Source organism: Hyunsoonleella sp. 2307UL5-6 (assembly GCF_047345485.1).
Lineage (GTDB): Bacteria > Bacteroidota > Bacteroidia > Flavobacteriales > Flavobacteriaceae > Jejuia.
This window is the reverse complement of record NZ_JBLFEN010000009.1, coordinates 1-19,520: the sequence shown is the minus strand read 5'-3', so window position 1 is coordinate 19,520 and position 19,520 is coordinate 1. Positions and strand designations below refer to the sequence as shown.

At 33.0% G+C, this 19,520-nt stretch carries 13 protein-coding genes and 1 rRNA gene; 10 read left to right on the top strand and 4 right to left on the bottom strand.

Translation table 11 applies throughout. The annotated features are described in order from the left end of the window. Nucleotides 1-279 precede the first annotated feature (279 nt). From ACKGJY_RS14235 to ACKGJY_RS14210, 6 genes are all read left to right on the top strand, one after another. Nucleotides 280-2,490 carry an NADP-dependent isocitrate dehydrogenase gene (locus ACKGJY_RS14235; protein WP_413974569.1) on the top strand — a complete coding sequence of 737 codons (2,211 nt, stop codon included), beginning with the start codon at nt 280-282 and terminating at the stop codon, nt 2,488-2,490. Between the two features lie 200 nt (nt 2,491-2,690). After that, nucleotides 2,691-3,935 (top strand): efflux RND transporter periplasmic adaptor subunit, encoded by a 1,245-nt coding sequence (locus ACKGJY_RS14230; RefSeq protein WP_413974568.1) that lies wholly within the window; start codon nt 2,691-2,693, stop codon nt 3,933-3,935. Nucleotides 3,936-3,937: 2 nt separating this feature from the next. Further along, nucleotides 3,938-5,293, top strand: a complete 1,356-nt coding sequence (locus tag ACKGJY_RS14225) for an ABC transporter permease (RefSeq protein ID WP_413974567.1) — start codon at nt 3,938-3,940, stop codon at nt 5,291-5,293. A gap of 40 nt (nt 5,294-5,333) precedes the next feature. Next, complete coding sequence (locus ACKGJY_RS14220) at nt 5,334-6,803, top strand: TolC family protein (protein ID WP_413974566.1); 1,470 nt, start codon at nt 5,334-5,336, stop codon at nt 6,801-6,803. Between the two features lie 29 nt (nt 6,804-6,832). Beyond that, on the top strand, nt 6,833-7,654 hold the full coding sequence (gene murQ / locus ACKGJY_RS14215) for an N-acetylmuramic acid 6-phosphate etherase (RefSeq protein WP_413974565.1): 822 nt from the start codon (nt 6,833-6,835) through the stop codon (nt 7,652-7,654). Next, on the top strand, nt 7,641-7,874 hold the full coding sequence (locus ACKGJY_RS14210) for a DUF6095 family protein (RefSeq protein ID WP_413974564.1): 234 nt from the start codon (nt 7,641-7,643) through the stop codon (nt 7,872-7,874). Before murQ ends, ACKGJY_RS14210 begins: the two co-directional genes overlap by 14 nt. A gap of 92 nt (nt 7,875-7,966) precedes the next feature. On the opposite strand, the gene ACKGJY_RS14205 is transcribed toward ACKGJY_RS14210, so the two are convergent. Both ACKGJY_RS14205 and ACKGJY_RS14200 read right to left on the bottom strand, forming a co-directional pair. Next, nucleotides 7,967-8,467, bottom strand: coding sequence for a hypothetical protein (locus ACKGJY_RS14205; RefSeq protein ID WP_413974563.1), 501 nt, complete (start codon nt 8,465-8,467; stop codon nt 7,967-7,969). A 281-nt stretch (nt 8,468-8,748) separates the two neighbouring features. Then, nucleotides 8,749-11,196, bottom strand: a complete 2,448-nt coding sequence (locus ACKGJY_RS14200; protein ID WP_413974562.1) for a helix-turn-helix domain-containing protein — start codon at nt 11,194-11,196, stop codon at nt 8,749-8,751. A gap of 616 nt (nt 11,197-11,812) precedes the next feature. Here ACKGJY_RS14200 and ACKGJY_RS14195 point away from each other — a divergent pair. The 4 genes from ACKGJY_RS14195 (at nt 11,813) to ACKGJY_RS14180 (ending at nt 17,639) form a co-directional block, all read left to right on the top strand. Next, entirely contained in the window at nt 11,813-15,112 is a 3,300-nt protein-coding gene (locus ACKGJY_RS14195; protein WP_413974561.1) for an Eco57I restriction-modification methylase domain-containing protein, read from the top strand. 7 nt (nt 15,113-15,119) lie between these two features. After that, nucleotides 15,120-16,043: a restriction endonuclease gene (locus tag ACKGJY_RS14190; RefSeq protein ID WP_413974560.1), complete on the top strand. Its 924-nt coding sequence runs from the start codon at nt 15,120-15,122 to the stop codon at nt 16,041-16,043. Nucleotides 16,044-16,078: 35 nt separating this feature from the next. Then, nucleotides 16,079-16,972 (top strand): hypothetical protein, encoded by an 894-nt coding sequence (locus ACKGJY_RS14185; RefSeq protein WP_413974559.1) that lies wholly within the window; start codon nt 16,079-16,081, stop codon nt 16,970-16,972. Nucleotides 16,973-17,351: 379 nt separating this feature from the next. After that, on the top strand, nt 17,352-17,639 hold the full coding sequence (locus ACKGJY_RS14180) for a GIY-YIG nuclease family protein (RefSeq protein WP_413974558.1): 288 nt from the start codon (nt 17,352-17,354) through the stop codon (nt 17,637-17,639). 159 nt (nt 17,640-17,798) lie between these two features. Here ACKGJY_RS14180 and ACKGJY_RS14175 read toward each other — a convergent pair whose 3' ends face one another. Further along, nucleotides 17,799-19,130 (bottom strand): exonuclease domain-containing protein, encoded by a 1,332-nt coding sequence (locus ACKGJY_RS14175; RefSeq protein ID WP_413974557.1) that lies wholly within the window; start codon nt 19,128-19,130, stop codon nt 17,799-17,801. A gap of 241 nt (nt 19,131-19,371) precedes the next feature. Beyond that, a 5S ribosomal RNA gene (gene rrf / locus ACKGJY_RS14170) occupies nt 19,372-19,479 on the bottom strand. Between the last annotated feature and the right edge of the window lie 41 nt (nt 19,480-19,520).

Genomic DNA, 19,520 nt, shown 5'->3' with positions numbered 1-19,520 from the left:
ATTTATGCAAAGTAATTTCAAAAAAAGCCATATCAAAATAGATATAATTCTACAGTGATATGGCTTTTGTTTTTTTAATACTTTCTCATATTAATTCTTAATAAATTCTTATCCTTCAAGATATTTATTAAAATTATCCTAAATGTATGCTATTCTAGTGTTTTTCATCTAAATATGCTATACTTATAAACACCAATTTTTGTATATTCGCAGTCGCTAAAAATAAATCATCTTTTCGTTACTGTTTTTAGCTTTACAACATTAAAAAATACGACACGCATGTCTAAAATTATTTATACTAAAACCGATGAAGCACCAGCTTTAGCAACGCGCTCATTTTTACCAATTGTTGAAGCTTTTCTAAAATCTTCTGGTATTTCTATTGAAACAAAAGATATTTCGCTAGCAGCGAGAATTCTAGCAGTTTTTCCTGATTTTTTAAATGAAGACCAACGTGTATCTGATGATTTGGCACTACTTGGTGAAATGGCTAAACAACCTGAAACTAATATTATTAAACTACCAAATATTAGTGCATCCATACCACAATTAAAAGCAGCTATAAAAGAATTACAAGCTAAAGGTTTTGCCATTCCTGATTATCCTAATGAAGCTACAACTGATACTGAAAAGAATATTAAGTCGCGTTATGATAAAATTAAAGGTAGTGCTGTAAATCCTGTCCTTAGAGAAGGTAATAGTGACAGACGTGCACCTAAGGCCGTTAAAAATTATGCTAAAAACAACCCACATTCTATGGGAGCATGGACTAGCGATTCTAAAACACATGTGGCTACTATGAGTGAGGGTGATTTTGCTCATAACGAAAAATCTACAACTTTAGCTGAAGCAACATCTATTACAATAGAACATACCAACGCAAATGGTGACACTACAGTTTTAAAACCTAGTTTCCCATTATTAAAAGGTGAAATTATTGATGCCACTGTAATGAGTAAAGCAGCATTGTTAGACTTTTTTGAAAAAGAAGTTGCCGATGCAAGAGCAAAAGGAATTTTGTTTTCTTTACACATGAAGGGCACGATGATGAAAGTGAGCGACCCAATAATTTTTGGTCATGCGGTTAAAATTTTCTTTAAGGATGTGTTCGAAACCTATGGTGATACCTTTGAATCGCTTGGTGTAAATGTAAATTCTGGTCTTGGTAACTTACTAGAGCGTATTCAAGAATTACCCGAAGATAAACGTAAAGATATTGAAGCAGCTATTGAGGCTACTTATGCTAAAGGCCCTGGTATTGCAATGGTGAATTCTGATAAAGGAATTACCAATTTACACGTACCTAGTGATGTTATTATAGATGCTTCAATGCCTGCTATGATTCGTACTTCTGGTAAAATGTGGAATGCAAAAGGAGAATTGCAAGCTACTAAAGCAGTAATTCCGGATAGCAGCTATTCTGGAGTTTATGCAGCCACTATTGATTTTTGTAAAAAACATGGTGCTTTCGATCCTAAAACTATGGGAACGGTACCAAATGTTGGCTTAATGGCACAAAAAGCCGAAGAGTATGGCTCTCATGATAAAACGTTTGAGATTCCTTCTAATGGTACTGTTAAAGTTATTGATGCTTCTGGCACTATTTTATTGCAACACGATGTTGAAGAAGGTGATATTTGGCGTATGTGTCAAACTAAAGATGCACCAATACAAGATTGGGTAAAACTAGCAGTAACTAGAGCAAGAGCTTCTAAAACACCTGCTGTATTTTGGCTAGATAAAAACAGAGCGCATGACGCTGAATTAATTAAAAAGGTAAATACATATTTAAAAGACCATGATACTAATGGTTTAGATTTACAAATTTTAGCGCCAATTGACGCCACTATATTTACTTGTGAAAGATTAAAAGACGGTAAAGATACTATTTCAGTATCAGGAAATGTATTACGTGATTATTTAACAGACCTTTTCCCTATTCTCGAAGTTGGTACAAGTGCTAAAATGTTATCTATTGTACCATTAATGAATGGCGGTGGTTTATTTGAAACTGGTGCTGGAGGTTCTGCGCCAAAACATGTACAACAACTAGAGAAAGAAAATCATTTACGTTGGGATTCTTTAGGAGAATTTTTAGCATTGGCTGTATCGTTAGAACATTATAGTAACGTAAACAACAATGCTAAAGCCAAAGTTTTAGGTGAAGCTTTAGATGATGCAACTGACAAACTTTTAGAAAACAAAAAAGGGCCTTCTAGAAAAGCTGGCGAAATAGATAATAGAGGTAGCCATTTTTACTTAGCGATGTATTGGGCCCAAGAATTAGCAACTCAAAATAAAGATGCTGATTTAAAAGCTGAGTTCTCTAGTATAGCTAAAACTCTAGCTGAAAATGAAGAAAAAATCACAAAAGAGTTAATTGATATTCAAGGAAAACCAGCAGATATAGGTGGGTATTACGAGCCAGATGAAGATTTAATTAATAAAGTAATGCGCCCTAGTGCAACATTTAATTCTATTTTAAATTAGAAATAAAAATACAATTAAAAATTTAAAGCTCCTTTTTAGGAGCTTTTTTATTTTGTAATACTACCAATTAATTACTTGATTTACAGAATAATGTTAAAACTTAGCCAAATACTAATTTTAAAACTTCTTTAACTATATCAAATAGATACGTCATGTTTTTTTTACTACATTTAACCGTCAATCTTATAAAATCAAACTAAATGAATAAAAAAAAGATAGCCTATGCCATAGGCGCTGTCGTTTTATTAATATTAGCATATTCATTTTTTAATACTACATCAGAAGAAAACGCACCTATAACCACCAACGTAGTAAAAGGAGTGTTTTTAGATGAAGTTATTATTTCTGGCGAAGCGCAATCTACCAGCTCTAAAAAAATTAATGGTCCTATTAATGCTAGAAGATTCAATATTTACCAAATTAAAATTCAAGATTTAGTTGCCGAAGGTACCGTTGTTAAAAAAGGCGGATATATTGGTAAACTTGACGCTTCTGAGGTTAATGGCAAAATAAACGATGCGATGTTAAATTTAGAAAGCGCACAATCTAGATATACTCAAAAACAATTGGATACTACTTTAACTTTAAAAGAAGAGAGAAATAAAATAAAAGATTTATTATTTAATATTGAAAAAGATGAGATAGAGCTAAGTCAATCCACTTATGAACCTCCTGCAACAATAAAACAGTTAGAAATAAATATCGAAAAAACTAAACGCGACTTAAAAGAAAAAAAAGAAAACTACTCTATTAAAAAAAGAAAAGCTACAGCAGAAATGGTACAGGTAGCAACAGAAGTTTCAAAAATTAAAAAGCGTATAGAAGAATTAAAAAATCTACAAAAAGAATTTACCATCCACTCTGAAGAAGCGGGTATGGTAACTTATATTAAAGATTGGAGTGGTAATAAGAAAAAAGTTGGTTCTACAATATCACCATGGGAACCTGCTATTGCAAGCTTACCAGATTTAACCCAAATGGAATCTAAAACGTATAGCAACGAAGTAGATATTAGAAAAATAAAAAAAGAACTCCCTGTAGTTGTTGGCTTTGACGCGTTTCCAGAAATTGAGTTATCTGGAATAGTTACCAATGTGGCAAATGTAGGCGAAAACAAGCAAGGTTCAGATGTAAAACTATTTCAGGTTTTAATAAAATTAAATGAAACTAATGAAAATATAAGACCTGGAATGACAACCTCTAATAAAATACTTACCCATAAAGAAGAAGATGTACTAATGATGCCGTTAGAAGCAGTTTTCGCAAAAGACTCTATCAGTTTTGCTTACGTAAAATCTGGATATTCTATTGAAAAAAAACAGATTGAATTAGGGACATCAAATAATGAAGTAGTTATTATTAAAAACGGATTAAAAGAAAACGAAACTGTTTTTTTAAGTAAACCAGAAGGTTTGGATGATAAAAGCATAACACTACTAAAATAGTGATGATAGATAAGATACTATTAGAGAAACTTAGGTCTAATTTTACCGAAGCTTTACACGCTATTGAAACTAATAAATTTAGAACCTTCCTTACAGCACTAGGCATTATATTTGGAGTTGCTGCAGTAATTACCATGTTGGCTATAGGTAATGGTGCTGAAAAAGAGATTTTATCTCAATTAGAGCTAGTAGGCGTTAATAATATTGTTATTACGCCTATTGCAGATGAAAAAGGTGTTAATGATGGTACGACCGACGAAGAACAAACTGAACAAAATGAAACTAAAAGATTTTCTAAAGGATTAGACCTATTAGATGCTGAAAAAATTGCATCATTAATTCCTTCTGTAAAAGCCGTTAGTCCCGAAATAATAATGAATACCTATGTTATTAATAATGGTAAACAAAACACCGTAAGACTTATAGGAGTAACATCGTCATTTTTTGATGTATCAAATATAGAAATAGAAAAAGGAAAGTTTTTTTCTGAATATCAAAGCAACAATGCATTACCCGTTTGCATCATTGGTAGAAAAGTTGAAAAAAAATTATTTACAGGCGAAAGTGCATTAGGTAAAGACATAAAAGTTAAAGACGTTTGGTTAAAAGTAATAGGAGTAATTGAAGAAAAACTAATTTCTGATAAAGCTCAAGAAAATTTAGGGATAAGAGATTTGAATCAAGATATTTATATTCCTACTAAAACATTTCTGGTCCGTTATAGAGATCGTAAAATAATAACAGATAATGTATTAGCAAGACGAAATAATTCAAATGGTCCGAAACCAAAAATACCCCGAGGTAATTATCATCAAATAGATAAGCTAACCATACAGGTATCTAACTCTAACCAATTAAAAGCTACCTCAGAAGTTGTAAGCAAAATGCTTAAACGAAAGCATAATGATGTATTAGATTTTGAAATTACAATACCAATACAACTACTAAAACAACAACAAAAAACGAAACAAATTTTTAATATTGTACTTATTATTATTGCTGGTATATCCTTACTAATAGGTGGTATTGGTATAATGAATATAATGTTAGCCTCTGTTTTAGAACGCACCAAAGAAATAGGCATCATGCGCGCCATTGGTGCAACAGAAGAAGATGTGATTTTACAGTTTTTAGCAGAATCTACATTAATAAGCGTTGGCGGTGGAGTTATAGGAATAATTGTTGGAATATTAGGAGCCTACATTATCGAAATTGCTTCTGGTATAGAAACAGTACTTTCAATAAATTCAATTATTATATCCTTTGTAATTGCTGTAATTGTTGGTTTGGTATTTGGTATTTTTCCAGCAAAATCTGCAGCAAATAAAAGACCTATTGAAGCGCTACGATCAGAATAAATAAAAAGTACACAACATGCATCAATCTCATAAAATCAATATGTTGAAAAACAAAATACTCCTTCTCATTGCTGTTATTATTTTTCCACTGTTTTTGTGTTCACAATCAAAAAAAATAACACTTAAAGAAGCTATAGAAATAGCGCAAAAAAAATCTCCAGACTATAAAATTAATCTAAATCAAAATCAGCGTAATTATTGGAGATTTAGAAACTATAAAGCTAGTTTTCTTCCAGAGCTAAGGCTAAATGCAACACTACCAGAATATAGAAATCAAGTACTTAGATTAACAAATGATGCTGGACAAGATATTTTTGTAAATCAAAATCAACTATTAATAGAAGGTGGTCTATCCGTTTCCCAAAGTATACCTTACACAGGCGGTACGCTTTCTATAAATACTAATTTAGAGCGTGTAGAATTATTTGGACTAGATGATAATGTTGGGTACTCCGTAATTCCATTTACAATCAACTATTTTCAAAATTCATTGTTATTTAACCCTTTTAAATGGGATAAAAAAATTGAACCTTTAGCATACGAAGAAGCTCAAAAGGAATTTGTTGAAAATATGGAACGTATATCGGTAAGTGCCTCAAGGCGCTATTTTGAGTTGCTTAAAGCACAAAAACAATTAGAAATTGCTGAAACTAATTTATCAAATCAAGACACTTTATATAAAATTGGAAAAGGTAGATTTAAAGTTGGAAAAATTGCTGAAAACGATTTACTTCAAATTGAATTAACACTTTTAAACTCACAAAATAGTGTAACCTCTAATAGAATTGAGTTAAAAAGAACATCTCAAAATCTAGCAAGATATTTAGAATTAGATACCGAGAATATAGAATTAACTATTCCTGATGAATTACCGCTTTTTGATGTAGAAATTGATAAAGCTTTAGAAGAAGCACAACAAAACAGAAAGGCTGTTATTGAGTTTAGAAGAAGGCGTTTAGAAGCCGAAAGAGAAGTAGCTTTTCAAAAAGGAAACAATAGATTAAATATAAGTGTATCCGCTAATTTTGGAATCTCCAATAACGGTAACGATTTTAATAATCTATTCACAGATTTTAACAGACAGCAAAATGTTCGTGTTAGACTTGGCATTCCAATTTTTGACTGGGGCGTGTCTAAATCTAGAGTTAAAATAGCTCAAGCAGATTTAGATTTGGCCAATAACAACATCAATCAAGATAGGCAGGAATTTGAACAAGAAATTTATTTACATGTATTAAATTGGTCTAACCAAAGAGAATTTTTGGTAACTGCCGAAAAGGCTAAAGAAGTAGCTCAAAAAAGATATGATATTTCTAAGAAAAGGTATATCCTCGGAAAAATTACAATTACAGATTTAAATATTGCTCTTCAAGAAAAAGACCGAGCTATTTTTCAATATTTAAACTCACTTCAAAATTTTTGGCAAGATTATTATATTTTAAGGCAACTTACTTTGTATGATTTTATTAATGATAAAAAAATAGAAGTTGAAGATGTGCTTTATGATTAAAAGTGTGGATTTATTCATACTTTTGAGGCATGAGTTTTATTAAAACTACCGAGCAAGATTCTAACCATAATCATCTAGAAAAGATGAGCGTGCGCGAACTTCTAAAAAATATCAATGCCGAAGATAAAACCGTGCCTAATGCTGTTGAAAAGGCTTTACCTCAAATTGAACATCTTGTTACCCAAATAGTAAACAAACTTAAAAATGGCGGACGCTTATTTTATATGGGTGCTGGTACAAGTGGTAGGTTAGGTATTGTTGATGCCTCAGAATGTCCTCCTACATTTGGCGTGCCACATGAGTTGGTTGTAGGTTTAATTGCAGGTGGCGATACGGCCATTAGAAAAGCAGTAGAATTTGCCGAAGACTCCACAACCCAAGGTTGGAAAGATTTACAAGACCATAACATTTCTGAAAAAGATGTTGTTGTAGGTATTGCAGCTTCAGGCACCACGCCTTATGTAATTGCTGCTTTAAAACAATGCAACAAAAACAATATTATTACTGGATGTATTACCTGTAACAAAAATAGCCCATTAGCACAAGTATCCAAATATCCTATAGAAGCTGTAGTTGGACCAGAATTCGTTACTGGAAGTTCTAGAATGAAAGCTGGTACTGCTCAAAAATTAGTCTTAAATATGATTACCACTGCAACCATGATACAATTGGGACACGTAAAAGGTAATAAGATGGTAGATATGCAATTGAGCAACAACAAACTTGTAGACAGAGGCACTAAAATGATAATGGCAGCAATAGATGTTTCTGAAGAAGAAGCTTTACAGTTATTAAACCAATACAAAAGCGTTAGAAACGCAGTAAAACAGTATAACAATGGAAGAAAATAGAACAGACAAACAAATACTTTTTAAAGGTATAAAAACACTCGTTTTTGCAGCTTTAAGTTTATTTATGGGCCCTATTTTATTAAGTTTTGCATTTAGTAAACCAGATGATAAATTATACTACCCGCTTCTTATTGTAGGATGCGCAATTTCGGCATTAGCTGTTGTAATGTTATTTAAAGGCATTAAAACCATCATGAACAGTATGTTCAAAAAGAAATAACAAAAACACTCTTATCTACCGTAAGTTAGAGTGATTTCAACTTTTTTGTTGAAATTGTATCGAGAACACTCTAAAAAATTATAATACTTTCTTTATTCCGAAGAAACCGCTTTAGGTGTGGTTGGATTATAACCAAATTCCGAATCATTAACCACAACACCCAAACTATCTAAAATATAATTAATAATAGCATAATGGTGTATGGTATGGCTATTGGCTTGAGATAACAAGGCGCCATAAGTATAAGTAATTTCAGTTTTACCCAAACCTAAATCGTCAATAACTACTACGCTATCGTTAATAGTAAACGTAGTCGAATTTAATTTTGAAATGATAGTATTCAAATACCCTTGTGCACAACCACAATCAGACTCTACAGATTTATTTCTACTTCTAGCCGTTAAATCTACTTTACCAGCATCTCCCGAGTTAAAAATACAATCATAGAAATCTAAAATATGTCTCACATGAGATCCAATACTCGAATAATAGGGCGATACAGATGCATCACATAATTCTGTATTCGAAATATGATCTAATAAAATTTGAGATTTTTTAAGTGTCTTAAGGGTAGATTGTACTATTAAATTCATGTGCACTAATTTAACTAAATATTTTTAATTTCATAAAATATTAACGTTTAGTCTAAACACTTAAAAATCCTTACAAAAAATCAAGAGTATTGGTATGCTTAGAGACAAGAAAGAGAACCGTAAAGATTTCTTTGTTATTTAGAAGAGATTAGCTAAAATCAAAATATAAACTAATATGTTAATTCAAGTGATTCATAAGGCAGGAGCGAATTGTATCGAGAATCAATTTAAAACAAAAAGAGATATCTCGTTTTCGCACAACCTTCGGATTTTAGTTTTTGTTATTTGGAATTTGAAAGCTCATTCACCACCAAACGCAACTCACCATAACTAAACTTATCATCCAACTGATGTTTCAAATCCGATAAATTCTCAAATTTAGTTTTCGGAATCAACACCTTCAATTCCTCATAATGTTTGGCAGACATCAAATCCGTAATCTTAACCTCGCCAGTAGACATAAAACTCGCCAAATGCCCAATAATAGTATTTACGTTCAACTCTCGAATATCCGCAATTTCAGCAACCGATTTACCCGATTGAAACAAGGCTAAAGACTCCTTTTTAGTATCCCCTTTTTGTCGTTTTGGCTTTTTAACAGCCTCAAAAATCTCAATGTCACCAGAAGTAGCAATGTCATTATCTTCACAATACGCGCGAATCACTTTTAAAATAGCAGTCCCATATTTTTCAACACGCATTTTTCCCATGCCGTTTATTTCCAACAACTCTTTTTTGTTAGTTGGCAAGGTCTCACACATCTCATACAAGGTTTTTTGTGCAAAAATCTGATAATGAATCAATTCCTTTTCCTGCGCAATATCATTTCGCAAAATTCGAAGCTTTTCAAACAATTCCACATTACTCGTCCCTTCAACAACTGCTTTTCGTACTTTTTTAGGCTTTTCCTTCCCAGAAAATACGGATTTTGCTCGCAACTCTAAAAATCGCTTCGCATTAAAACCGTCACTCAAACCTTTAAAATACAACACCTTCACGGTTAATAAATCTTCAAAAGCATCCAACTGTTTGGTAATATCACCACCTACCGCTTGGTTATCCGTTGTAAACGCAAACGTCTTCAAAGGAGCTAAAATTTTAGTCTCAGTTTCACTTTTAAAATAGGCAATCGCCTTTTTAAAACGCTCCTGTATTACTTTATTCTCTTCGGCTAAACCATCATCTTCCATAGCCAATTGTTTCAACTGCGCATTAAACCCATTCGCCACTTTCAAAAAGTTAGTAATACAATTTTTTATCGGTACAAAAGTCTCCTCAATCTTCCCTTCTACCACCGTTCTATTCTTATAATACACATCCAGAATTCGGCCTAACGGATATAAAAACCCATAAAACTCAAAAATTTCCGCAATCAAATCCAACTGAAATTTTTGCTGCGAATCCCGCAACACCTCTTCATCGGGTGCATTCTCCTCTGCAGCGGCATTAAAACTCGTTACATTCCCATCACTAATAATCTGGCTAGAATGTATTTTGCTCTTCAACACCAAACCCTCCAAACTCTTACATCTACTCAATGCCACATAGGTTTGCCCATGCGCAAAAGCACCAGCAGCATCAATAATGGCCTTTTCAAAGGTTAAACCTTGGCTTTTATGTATGGTAATACTCCACGCTAAACGCAAAGGCATTTGGGTATAACTCCCTATCTTCTCCTCAGTAATTGCCTTGGTTTCAGCATCCACCGAATAGTTAATATTCTCCCAAGTTTCAGGTGTTACATTAATATTAAAATCATCCTCAGGACAATGCACCACCACTTCATCTCGATCCAATAAAATTACTTTCCCAATCTTACCATTAAAATAACGTTTCGCAGGGTCGCTATCATTCTTAACAAACATCACCTGTGCACCCACTTTCAATTCCAAATCCACCGCATTTGGGTAGGCATACTCAGGGAATTTACCATCCACTTCCGCACGATACGTAAACGGTTTCGTGGTTAACTTCCCCAACTCACCCCTATTGGTGGCCTTCGCTTTATTATTATGAGTCGTTAAACTAATGTAGCCCGCATCAGGCTCGGGCGTAAAATCTGGCACAAACCGTTTATTCAGTTCTGCAGCACCAGCCTTGGTTAAGGTATTCGTTCTAATCTGATTTAAAATATCAATAAATGTCGGATTCTCCTGCCTATAAATATGCTTCAACTCAATGGTAATCGCATTACAATCTCTAAACGCATTGCTACTAAAAAAGAACCCATTAGCATACACATGGCGTAACAATTCCCACTCCTGCTCCTTAATCACAGGGCTTAGTTGTTGCAAATCGCCAATCATCAACACCTGCACACCTCCAAAAACCTTATTGCGGTTTCTAAAACGGCGTAAGGTTTTATCAATCCCATCCAGCAAATCGGCACGCACCATACTAATCTCGTCAATCACCAAAAGATCCATACTCTTAATGATATTAATCTTCGTTTTGCTAAACTTTCGGTTAAACCCCTTGCCCGCACTCAAATTCGTATCAGGTAAAATGGGACCAAAAGGCATCTGAAAAAACGAATGTATCGTCACGCCCTTAGCATTAATCGCCGCAACGCCCGTAGGCGCCACCACCACCAAACGCTTCAAACTATGCCTCTTCAAACGGTGCAAAAACGTGGTCTTCCCCGTACCAGCCTTACCCGTCAAAAAAATCGAACGGTTCGTATGGTTCACAAACTGCCACGCCAATTCCAGTTCCCTATTATCACTCATTAATACGATAAATTTAATAACTCGGAAGATACTAATTTGTACAATTTTTAGGGCGGGTTTTTGCCGAAAAAAGCAAAAACCGCGCTATCCGCTATATCTTTCTGCGGAGCAGTCCCGAACTTGTTTCGGGATCTCGCCAATTCAATAAACATATCATAAATGATTAAAATGATAAGCATTCCAAGCTCCGCACAAAGGATGCCGCTACTATCGCTCCCGCAGGTGTCTGCCAAAGTCAGTTTCAAACCTAAAAAACAATGTCTATTTGCAACCGTCATTGCGAGGAGCAAAGCGACGTGGCAATCTCCTAAATATAATACCAAATCCAAACTTCAGTGCTTACTAACCAAAAAAATAAGAATAGAGTCTTTCCTGAGCATTACTGAAATAAAAGTATCCTTTTATAGAAAGTACCTCGTGGAACGAGTCAAAGGGTTACTGTCGCTCCCAAACCCATCCGTCATTGCGAACGCAGTGAAGCAATCTCACCAAAAGAAAACGAAAACCATTAAACAGATGGCTTCGTACCTCGCAATGACGTAAATAATTCAAAAAAGTGCTACTATTCTGATAAAGATTTATATTTTTAGGGAAGCAAATAGCGTTAAGCACTTTTATGTCATTATACCAACCATCAGTACTAAAACAACAATTAAAACTACAAGACCAGCAAGTACTGGAACGTGCTTATAAAAAATACGCAAGTTACTTTTTAAACCCAACCATTCAAGATAATATTCGCAGCTCTAAGGAAGAAGAATACCAAGGCATATTTCTAACAGAATTGTTTGTCAATATTTTAGGTTACACCTTAAAACCTAAAGCAGATTTTAACCTGGTTGCAGAATATAAAAACCAAAACAATGCGCGTAAAGCAGATGGCGCCATTTTAAAAAATGATACCGCTATCGGTGTTATAGAGTTAAAAGGAACTAATACAAAAAATTTAGAAAGTATTCGAAATCAGGCGTTCGATTATAAAGCTAACCAAAAAGACTGCGTATATGTCATAACCTCCAACTTCGAAAAACTACGCTTCTATATAAATGACGCTACCGAGTTTGAAGAGTTTAATTTATTCGAGTTAACCAAAGAGCGTTTCCAATTATTCTACCTATGTCTTCAAAAAGATAACATCTTAAATAATGTGCCTTTAAGCCTAAAGGAAGCATCAGTTGTAGAAGAAGAAAAAATTACAAAGCAATTTTACAAAGACTATTCGCTCTTTAAACGAGAACTCTTCAGAGATTTAGTAAAACGAAATGCCAAACGCTTAAAGAATGCCAATGTCACTTTGAGTGCAGTCGAGAAGTCTCAAGAAGATGCTATTTTGCAACAACAAATCGAAAAAAACGTAAAACTCACCCTATTTAAAAAATCGCAAAAACTAATTGATAGATTCCTATTTATATTTTTTGCAGAAGACAGAGGGTTACTACCACCAAACAGCACACTACAAATTATAGATAAATGGAAAGCAGATATAGATTTTGGAGACGAACGCCCATTATACAACCTTTTTAAACAATACTTCAAGTTTTTAGACCAAGGACGAAAAGGCACAAATAGTCGCGCTGAGATATATGCTTATAATGGTGGTTTATTTAAAGAAGACACATTATTAGACAGCTTAGAATTAGACGATGAATTATTATCTAAACACACCTATAAACTAGCATCTTACGATTTTGAAAGTCAAGTAGACGTTAACATATTAGGACACATTTTCGAAAATTCACTTAACGAAATCGAAAGCGTTAATGCCGAAATTGAAGGTGGCGAATTCGATAAACAAAAATCTAAACGTAAAAAAGATGGTGTATTCTACACCCCAAAATACATTACTAAATACATTGTAGAAAACACTGTTGGCAAACTATGTAATGAAAAGAAAGTTGCATTAGGTTTTAAAGAAGAAGAATACTTTAAAGGCAGAAAAAACCGAAACAAAAGCACCATTACAAAATTAGTAACAGTTTTAGATGATTATAGAGACTGGTTGCTACAACTCACCATTTGCGACCCTGCTTGTGGCTCTGGTGCATTTTTAAACCAAGCTTTAGATTTTTTAATAAAAGAACATAACTATATTGATGAGCTAAAAACAAAAGTGTTAGGCGGTGGCTTACAATTCCCAGATATTGAAAACACCATTTTAGAAAATAATATTTACGGTGTAGACCTTAACGAAGAGTCTGTAGAAATAGCTAAACTATCCCTTTGGCTACGAACAGCACAACCTCGTAGAAAATTAAATAATTTAAGTAGAAATATTAAATGTGGTAACTCTTTAATAGATAGTAAAGCAGTTGCAGGAGATAAAGCGTTTCATTGGCAAGAGCAGTTTCCTAAGGTATTCAATCCGTCATTGCGAGAAGGAACGACGAAGCAATCTGCTAATGATAAAAAAGGCTTTGATGTGGTGATTGGGAATCCGCCTTATGTTAGACAGGAGCTATTTAAAGAGATAAAACCATATTTAGAAAAAAACTATAAATGCTATAATAGCGTTGCAGATTTATACACTTATTTTATTGAAAAAGGAATCAATCTAATGAATGAAGAAGGCTTGTTTTCTTTTATTCTACCCAATAAATTTTTGAAAGCTACTTATGGTAAAAACATAAGAAAGGTGATGAAAGAAGATGCTAATTTGGAGTTGTTATTAGATTTTGATGATTATCCTGTTTTTGCTGATGCAACTACTTATCCAATCATTTTTATCTTAAACAAAAAGCCAGATTATAAAGAAAAAACCTTTTTATATTCTGAAATAAATAAAAGACATAATACAAGTGATCCTATTACGGTTTTAAAATCAAAAACATTTGAAATATATAATTCTAGCTTAGACTCAAATGGCTTGTGGAATTTTATACCTAAAAATGAATTTGAATTATTTGAAAAACTTCACAATCATAAAAGTTTAGCAGAATATGTAAACAAAAAAGTTTTTTTAGGAATTAAAACAGGAAAAAATGAAGCTTTCATAATAAATAAAAATATTAAGGATGAGATAATTGATGAAGATAAAAAATCTATAAAGCTTATTAAAAAAGTAGCAACTGGAAAAGAAGTTTATAGGTATCGATTAGTAGATTCTGCTAAGTATATGTTATTTACTCAATATGATATTGATATTCCAAGTAATTTTCCATCAATATACAATTGGTTAAAAACTTTTGAAATAGATTTAAAAAAAAGAGGAGATAAAGGTAAGAATTGGTGGAATTTGAGACCTTGTGATTATTACAAAGAAATTCAAAGCCCTAAAATTATTTGGAGAAGTATTACAAATGAATGTGGTTTTTATTTAGATCGAGAAGGAGATTTACTTTTAACTAATAATAACTATTTTATAGCAAATTCGACTAAAGGTTTAGTTGCTCTATTAAATTCCAAAGTATCCTTCTTTATACTTAAAAACATATGTACTTCTTTACAAGGAGGGTTTTATGATTTTAGAAGAGATAAAGTTATGACTCTTCCAGTACCAAATTCTCTTATTGAAAATGAAAGAGTCTTTGAAATAAAAGTCAATAATATTTTAAATTTAAATGAAAATAAAACTATTTTAAATAATAAATTTCAATATTATATTCTACAAAAATTTAAAATACAAAAAATAACAAAAAAACTTCAAAATTGGCACGATTTAGAATTTGGAGGCTTTATAAAAGAACTTAATAAGGCAATAAAATCCAATAACAAACTACGTGTAAAAGATGGTTTAGAGGCAATTGCAACACTCACCAAAAAAGATGAGTTTGAATGGTTAGAGTTGTTTGAGGATAATAAACAAAAAGCCCAAACCCTACAAAACCAAATTAACCAAACAGACAAAGAAATTGATGCTATGGTTTATGAGTTGTATGGCTTAACGGAGGAGGAGATTGAGATAGTAGAAAATAGTTAAGAACATAATGAATTTAAAAAACGACATACCAGATTTTCAAACCATAATGTTGCCAATGCTAAAACTCTTAGCAAATGGCAAGCAATGGACGCTTAACGAAGTAATGCGTGCGCTAACCAAACATTTTAGTCTCACTGAAGAGCATTTAAAAATTCAAGTTCCAAGTAAGCAAATGGGGTTGTTTAGAAATCGTGTAGGTTGGACACGCAGCTATCTTAAAAAAGCAGGTTTAATAAAATATCCTGAAAGAGGTGTTTATCAAATTACAGAAACTGGTAAAGAATTTTTAGCTACCAACCCAACTAAGTTGCGTATGAAGCAGCTAGAACAGTTTCCAGAATACAAGGAATGGCGAAAAACTTTTAGTGATAATAGTACTAAAGAAAGACCTGTTACGAGAACAGATGACCAAACACCCGAAGAAGTTTTAGCATCTACAGTTAAAGAATTAAAAAACGAACTAGCTACTGAGCTATTGGATAAGTTAAAAGAAAACTCATTCCAATACTTTGAAAATTTTGTGATTCAATTATTGCAAAAAATGGGGTACGGTGAGTTTAGGGAAGATGTTACACAACACACTGGGCAATCTGGAGATAAAGGGATAGATGGTATTATCTCTCAGGATAGGTTAGGTCTTGAGAATGTATACATTCAGGCGAAACGTTTTACCGATAATTCGGTAGGCTCACCCGAAATAAGAAATTTTATTGGCTCGCTTGCCCTACAAGGCGTGAATAAAGGTGTTTTCTTAACAACAAGTCGATTCTCTTCTAGCGCCATTCAAACAGCTATTGATAGTAAGCAACAAAAGATTGTATTAATAGACGGTAAAGAACTTACTGAACTTGCAATTGAATATAACCTTGGAGTACAAGTTGCAGAAACCATAGAAATTAAGAAAATAGATTTAGATTATTTTGAAGAATAAATAACAACCACCCAAAAAATAGTAAACCACCTAACATGAGTACATTTTTAACAGGCGAAGCATTAGAGAACAAACTAACCGATATAATTTGGAATGCTAAAAAATATGTAGTTATCATTTCACCATTTATAAAACTAGATAACCACACAACCAAAATTTTTGATAAGTTAAAAAGTAACCCAAAAATCTCATTATACATTGTTTTTGGAAAAAACGAAGACTATAAACACAATAGCTTTAATGAGAATGACTTAGAGTATTTTAGAGACTTTAAAAATATTACCATATTATATAATAAAGATCTACATGCAAAACATTATGCAAATGAACAGGAAGGTTTAATAACTTCTTTGAATCTTTATGGGTATTCCATGGTAAATAATGTAGAATATGGTGTGCATTTTTCTAAAACAATACTAAACCCAATGGATAAGCTTTTTGAAGAAACTTATAATTATACGCATCAATTAGTGCATAAAACGAGTGAAGTAGTGTATATAAGAAGACCTCAATATTCAAATAAACTATTTGGCTTAAGAAAAGAGAGAGTTGGTTCTAAAATTATATTTGATATCTGTGATGATTTTTTTAATGGATGGAGCAACTATGACAAAAGGTTCTTCAATGAATTTGATATTGAAACTGAAACTATAATTGAAAAGAAATTTGCAAAAAAACCAGAGCGTGAAACTGAATCGTCAAATAGTAATTCCAATTATGACGAAAACCAAAAAATTGGATATTGCATAAGAACAGGAGAGGAAATTCCATTCAATCCAGAGCAACCATTATCTGTTCCGGCATGGAGAATTTGGAAAATTTATGAAGATCCTTACTACCCAGAAAAGTACTGTCATAAAACAGGTAAGCTATCTGATGGTAGAACTTCAATGGCACGTCCGATATTAAAGGATAATTTAGTTTTATAAAGAAAAAAATCAGCCAAAAAACAACCATTTGTCAATAATCTTCACTTATCAACATTATTTTTTTTAGGGAACTATGTTTAGGTATTCGTGAGGCGTTTTATAGGTAAAAAACGTCATTGCGAGTCACGAAGCAATCTCATGAAAGGAAAGACAAACTTTCAAAAGATTGCCGCATCATACCTCCTCGCAATGCGTTTCAATTATCTTTAATACTTACTAAACAATCTCATGAAAAAAATGCTAATTTTGAAGAGATTGCTTCACTAAGTAAACGTCACTGCGAGGAACGAAGCAGTCTTTTAAAGAAAATACGCTAATTTTAAACAGATTGCCGCGTCGTACCTCCTCGCAATGACGAAAAGGGCGATGACATATAAAAATGAAACCAGGATACATTTACATACTTACCAATAAAAACAACACCACACTTTATGTTGGTGTAACAGCAAATCTTAAAGAACGCATCCAACAACACAAAGAAAAAGTTAACAAAAGATCGTTTACAGCTCGCTATAATTTAAACAAATTAGTTTATCATGAAACGTATCAAATGATAGGTGATGCTATTGGCAGAGAAAAACAATTAAAAGCAGGAAATAGAGCCAAAAAAATAGATTTAATAGAAAGTCTAAACCCCCATTGGAATGATTTATTTGATGACTTATAACGTCATTGCGAGAAGAGAGGCACGAACGACGAAGCAATCTCATGATTAAATACGATAAAAATTAACAGATTGCTTCGTACCTCGCAATGACAACATCAGGAACAGATCGCTTCGTACCTCGCGATGACGTTTCTATTTTTGTTCCTCACAATGATGTTTCTAAACCAACACCTTCCTAATTATCTTTTGAATATCACTATTATCGTTCTGCCGTATTAAAAAGGTTTCAAAATCTTCGGTGTTGTTAAGCTGTTCTGTTTTATCAATAAAACCATACCCCAAATAGGTGCCTTTTTCAATCATAATAAAGGCATCTTCGTAATCGTATCTGCCTTTTTGTTTTAAAATAACATCTTTTTTAGTATTGTTTAAACTCTCTAAAGCTTGCAAAACACGTTGGTTATAGTGTTCTGTGGCTTCTTCATCTTTACAAATGCCTTTACAAGTATGTATTTTAAAATGGTTACAACTAGCAACAGCTTCTTGTAAGTGGCAATATTTAGGGCAAAGTTCAAATTTGCTACACAACTGTTCTATTTGCTGTCGACATTCGGTTATAGAATGTAAGGTCAATATTGGGTTTGGTGTCGCTTTAAGTGTATTGTAAGCCAAATGTATAATCCCTTTTCTATCGGTATAACTAAAAATAGCATGCATTTTAGGTGCACGTTTAGCCACTTGGTTGTATTCTGGATAATGCTGTTTAATGGCTGCATCTTCCATCAATAAAGCAATGAGTTCACTACCAGAAAGCGCAAAATCTATATCAGCAGTCTCTCTACACATCGCTAAAGACTTTTTCGTTTTACTATAAAAATGACTTAAAACCCGCTTCTTAATATCCTTAGCTTTCCCAACATAAATAATTTTACCCTTTTCATTTTTAAAATAATATACTCCAGGTGTACTAGGTAAATTATTAAATACCGCCGTTGGTAAATGCGAAGGCAATGTCGCTTCCTTAGACGATTTTTTCAAGAAGTTATTAAACACAGTATCTGCATCCTCTTGATTGAGCAACAATTCAAATAAAATAACCGTAGCTTCAGCATCTCCCCTAGCCCGATGCCTATCTTTAATATGAATATGTAACGCATTACAGAGTTTCCCTAAACTATACGATTTGTGCCCAGGAATGAGTTTTCGAGCCAACCGAATGGTACACAGCTTCTTTCTGTTAAAGTCTATACCAACAGCCTTAAACTCATTCCGAATAGCGTTATAATCAAAATTTACATTATGCGCTACAAACACACTGTTTTCTGTAAACGCTAAAATATCCTGTGCAATTTCAGAAAAGGTAGGTGCATTGACTACCATCCCATTATCAATTCCCGTAAGTGCGGTAATATAATCTGGTATCCACATTTGTGGGTTAATCAAAGACGTCAATTCATCAATAACCTGCGTGCCATTATATTTAAAAATAGATATTTCGGTAAGCTTATTGCTTTTCCCCGTAGTTTCAACATCTATTATAGTGTAAATCATGGAATAAATCTACTGTTTATTTAAAAGAAGACTAAAGATATTAATAAAAGTATAATTTAGAAGTTAAAAACAGTAATTAGTCATTTCTATTGAGCGAGAAACGAGTAACAAGAAATCTCATCAGGGAAAAATAGTTTTAGTCATTTCGAACACAATGAGACATCACACAAGAATTAGAAAATATTTCAATTTCAGTATAAACCAAAAAAATCCCGATTCTAAAATTAGAATCGGGATTCAAAAAAGGCGACGACCTACTCTTCCACGAATGTAGTACCATCGGCGCTAATGGGCTTAACTTCTCTGTTCGGAATGGTAAGAGGTGAGCCCCATCGCTATAACCACCTTAAGTTATAGCTGTTCGCTATTGGCATTTAGCCTTTAGCTTCC

Coding starts and splice junctions, on each gene's coding strand:
- ACKGJY_RS14235 (WP_413974569.1), top strand. CDS start 280: ATGTCTAAAATTATTTATACTAAAACCGATGAAGCACCAGCTTTAGCA.
- ACKGJY_RS14185 (WP_413974559.1), top strand. CDS start 16,079: ATGAGTACATTTTTAACAGGCGAAGCATTAGAGAACAAACTAACCGAT.
- murQ (WP_413974565.1), top strand. CDS start 6,833: ATGAGTTTTATTAAAACTACCGAGCAAGATTCTAACCATAATCATCTA.
- ACKGJY_RS14210 (WP_413974564.1), top strand. CDS start 7,641: ATGGAAGAAAATAGAACAGACAAACAAATACTTTTTAAAGGTATAAAA.
- ACKGJY_RS14180 (WP_413974558.1), top strand. CDS start 17,352: ATGAAACCAGGATACATTTACATACTTACCAATAAAAACAACACCACA.
- ACKGJY_RS14225 (WP_413974567.1), top strand. CDS start 3,938: ATGATAGATAAGATACTATTAGAGAAACTTAGGTCTAATTTTACCGAA.
- ACKGJY_RS14200 (WP_413974562.1), bottom strand. CDS start 11,196: ATGAGTGATAATAGGGAACTGGAATTGGCGTGGCAGTTTGTGAACCAT.
- ACKGJY_RS14195 (WP_413974561.1), top strand. CDS start 11,813: ATGTCATTATACCAACCATCAGTACTAAAACAACAATTAAAACTACAA.
- ACKGJY_RS14230 (WP_413974568.1), top strand. CDS start 2,691: ATGAATAAAAAAAAGATAGCCTATGCCATAGGCGCTGTCGTTTTATTA.
- ACKGJY_RS14205 (WP_413974563.1), bottom strand. CDS start 8,467: ATGAATTTAATAGTACAATCTACCCTTAAGACACTTAAAAAATCTCAA.
- ACKGJY_RS14175 (WP_413974557.1), bottom strand. CDS start 19,130: ATGATTTACACTATAATAGATGTTGAAACTACGGGGAAAAGCAATAAG.
- ACKGJY_RS14190 (WP_413974560.1), top strand. CDS start 15,120: ATGAATTTAAAAAACGACATACCAGATTTTCAAACCATAATGTTGCCA.
- ACKGJY_RS14220 (WP_413974566.1), top strand. CDS start 5,334: ATGTTGAAAAACAAAATACTCCTTCTCATTGCTGTTATTATTTTTCCA.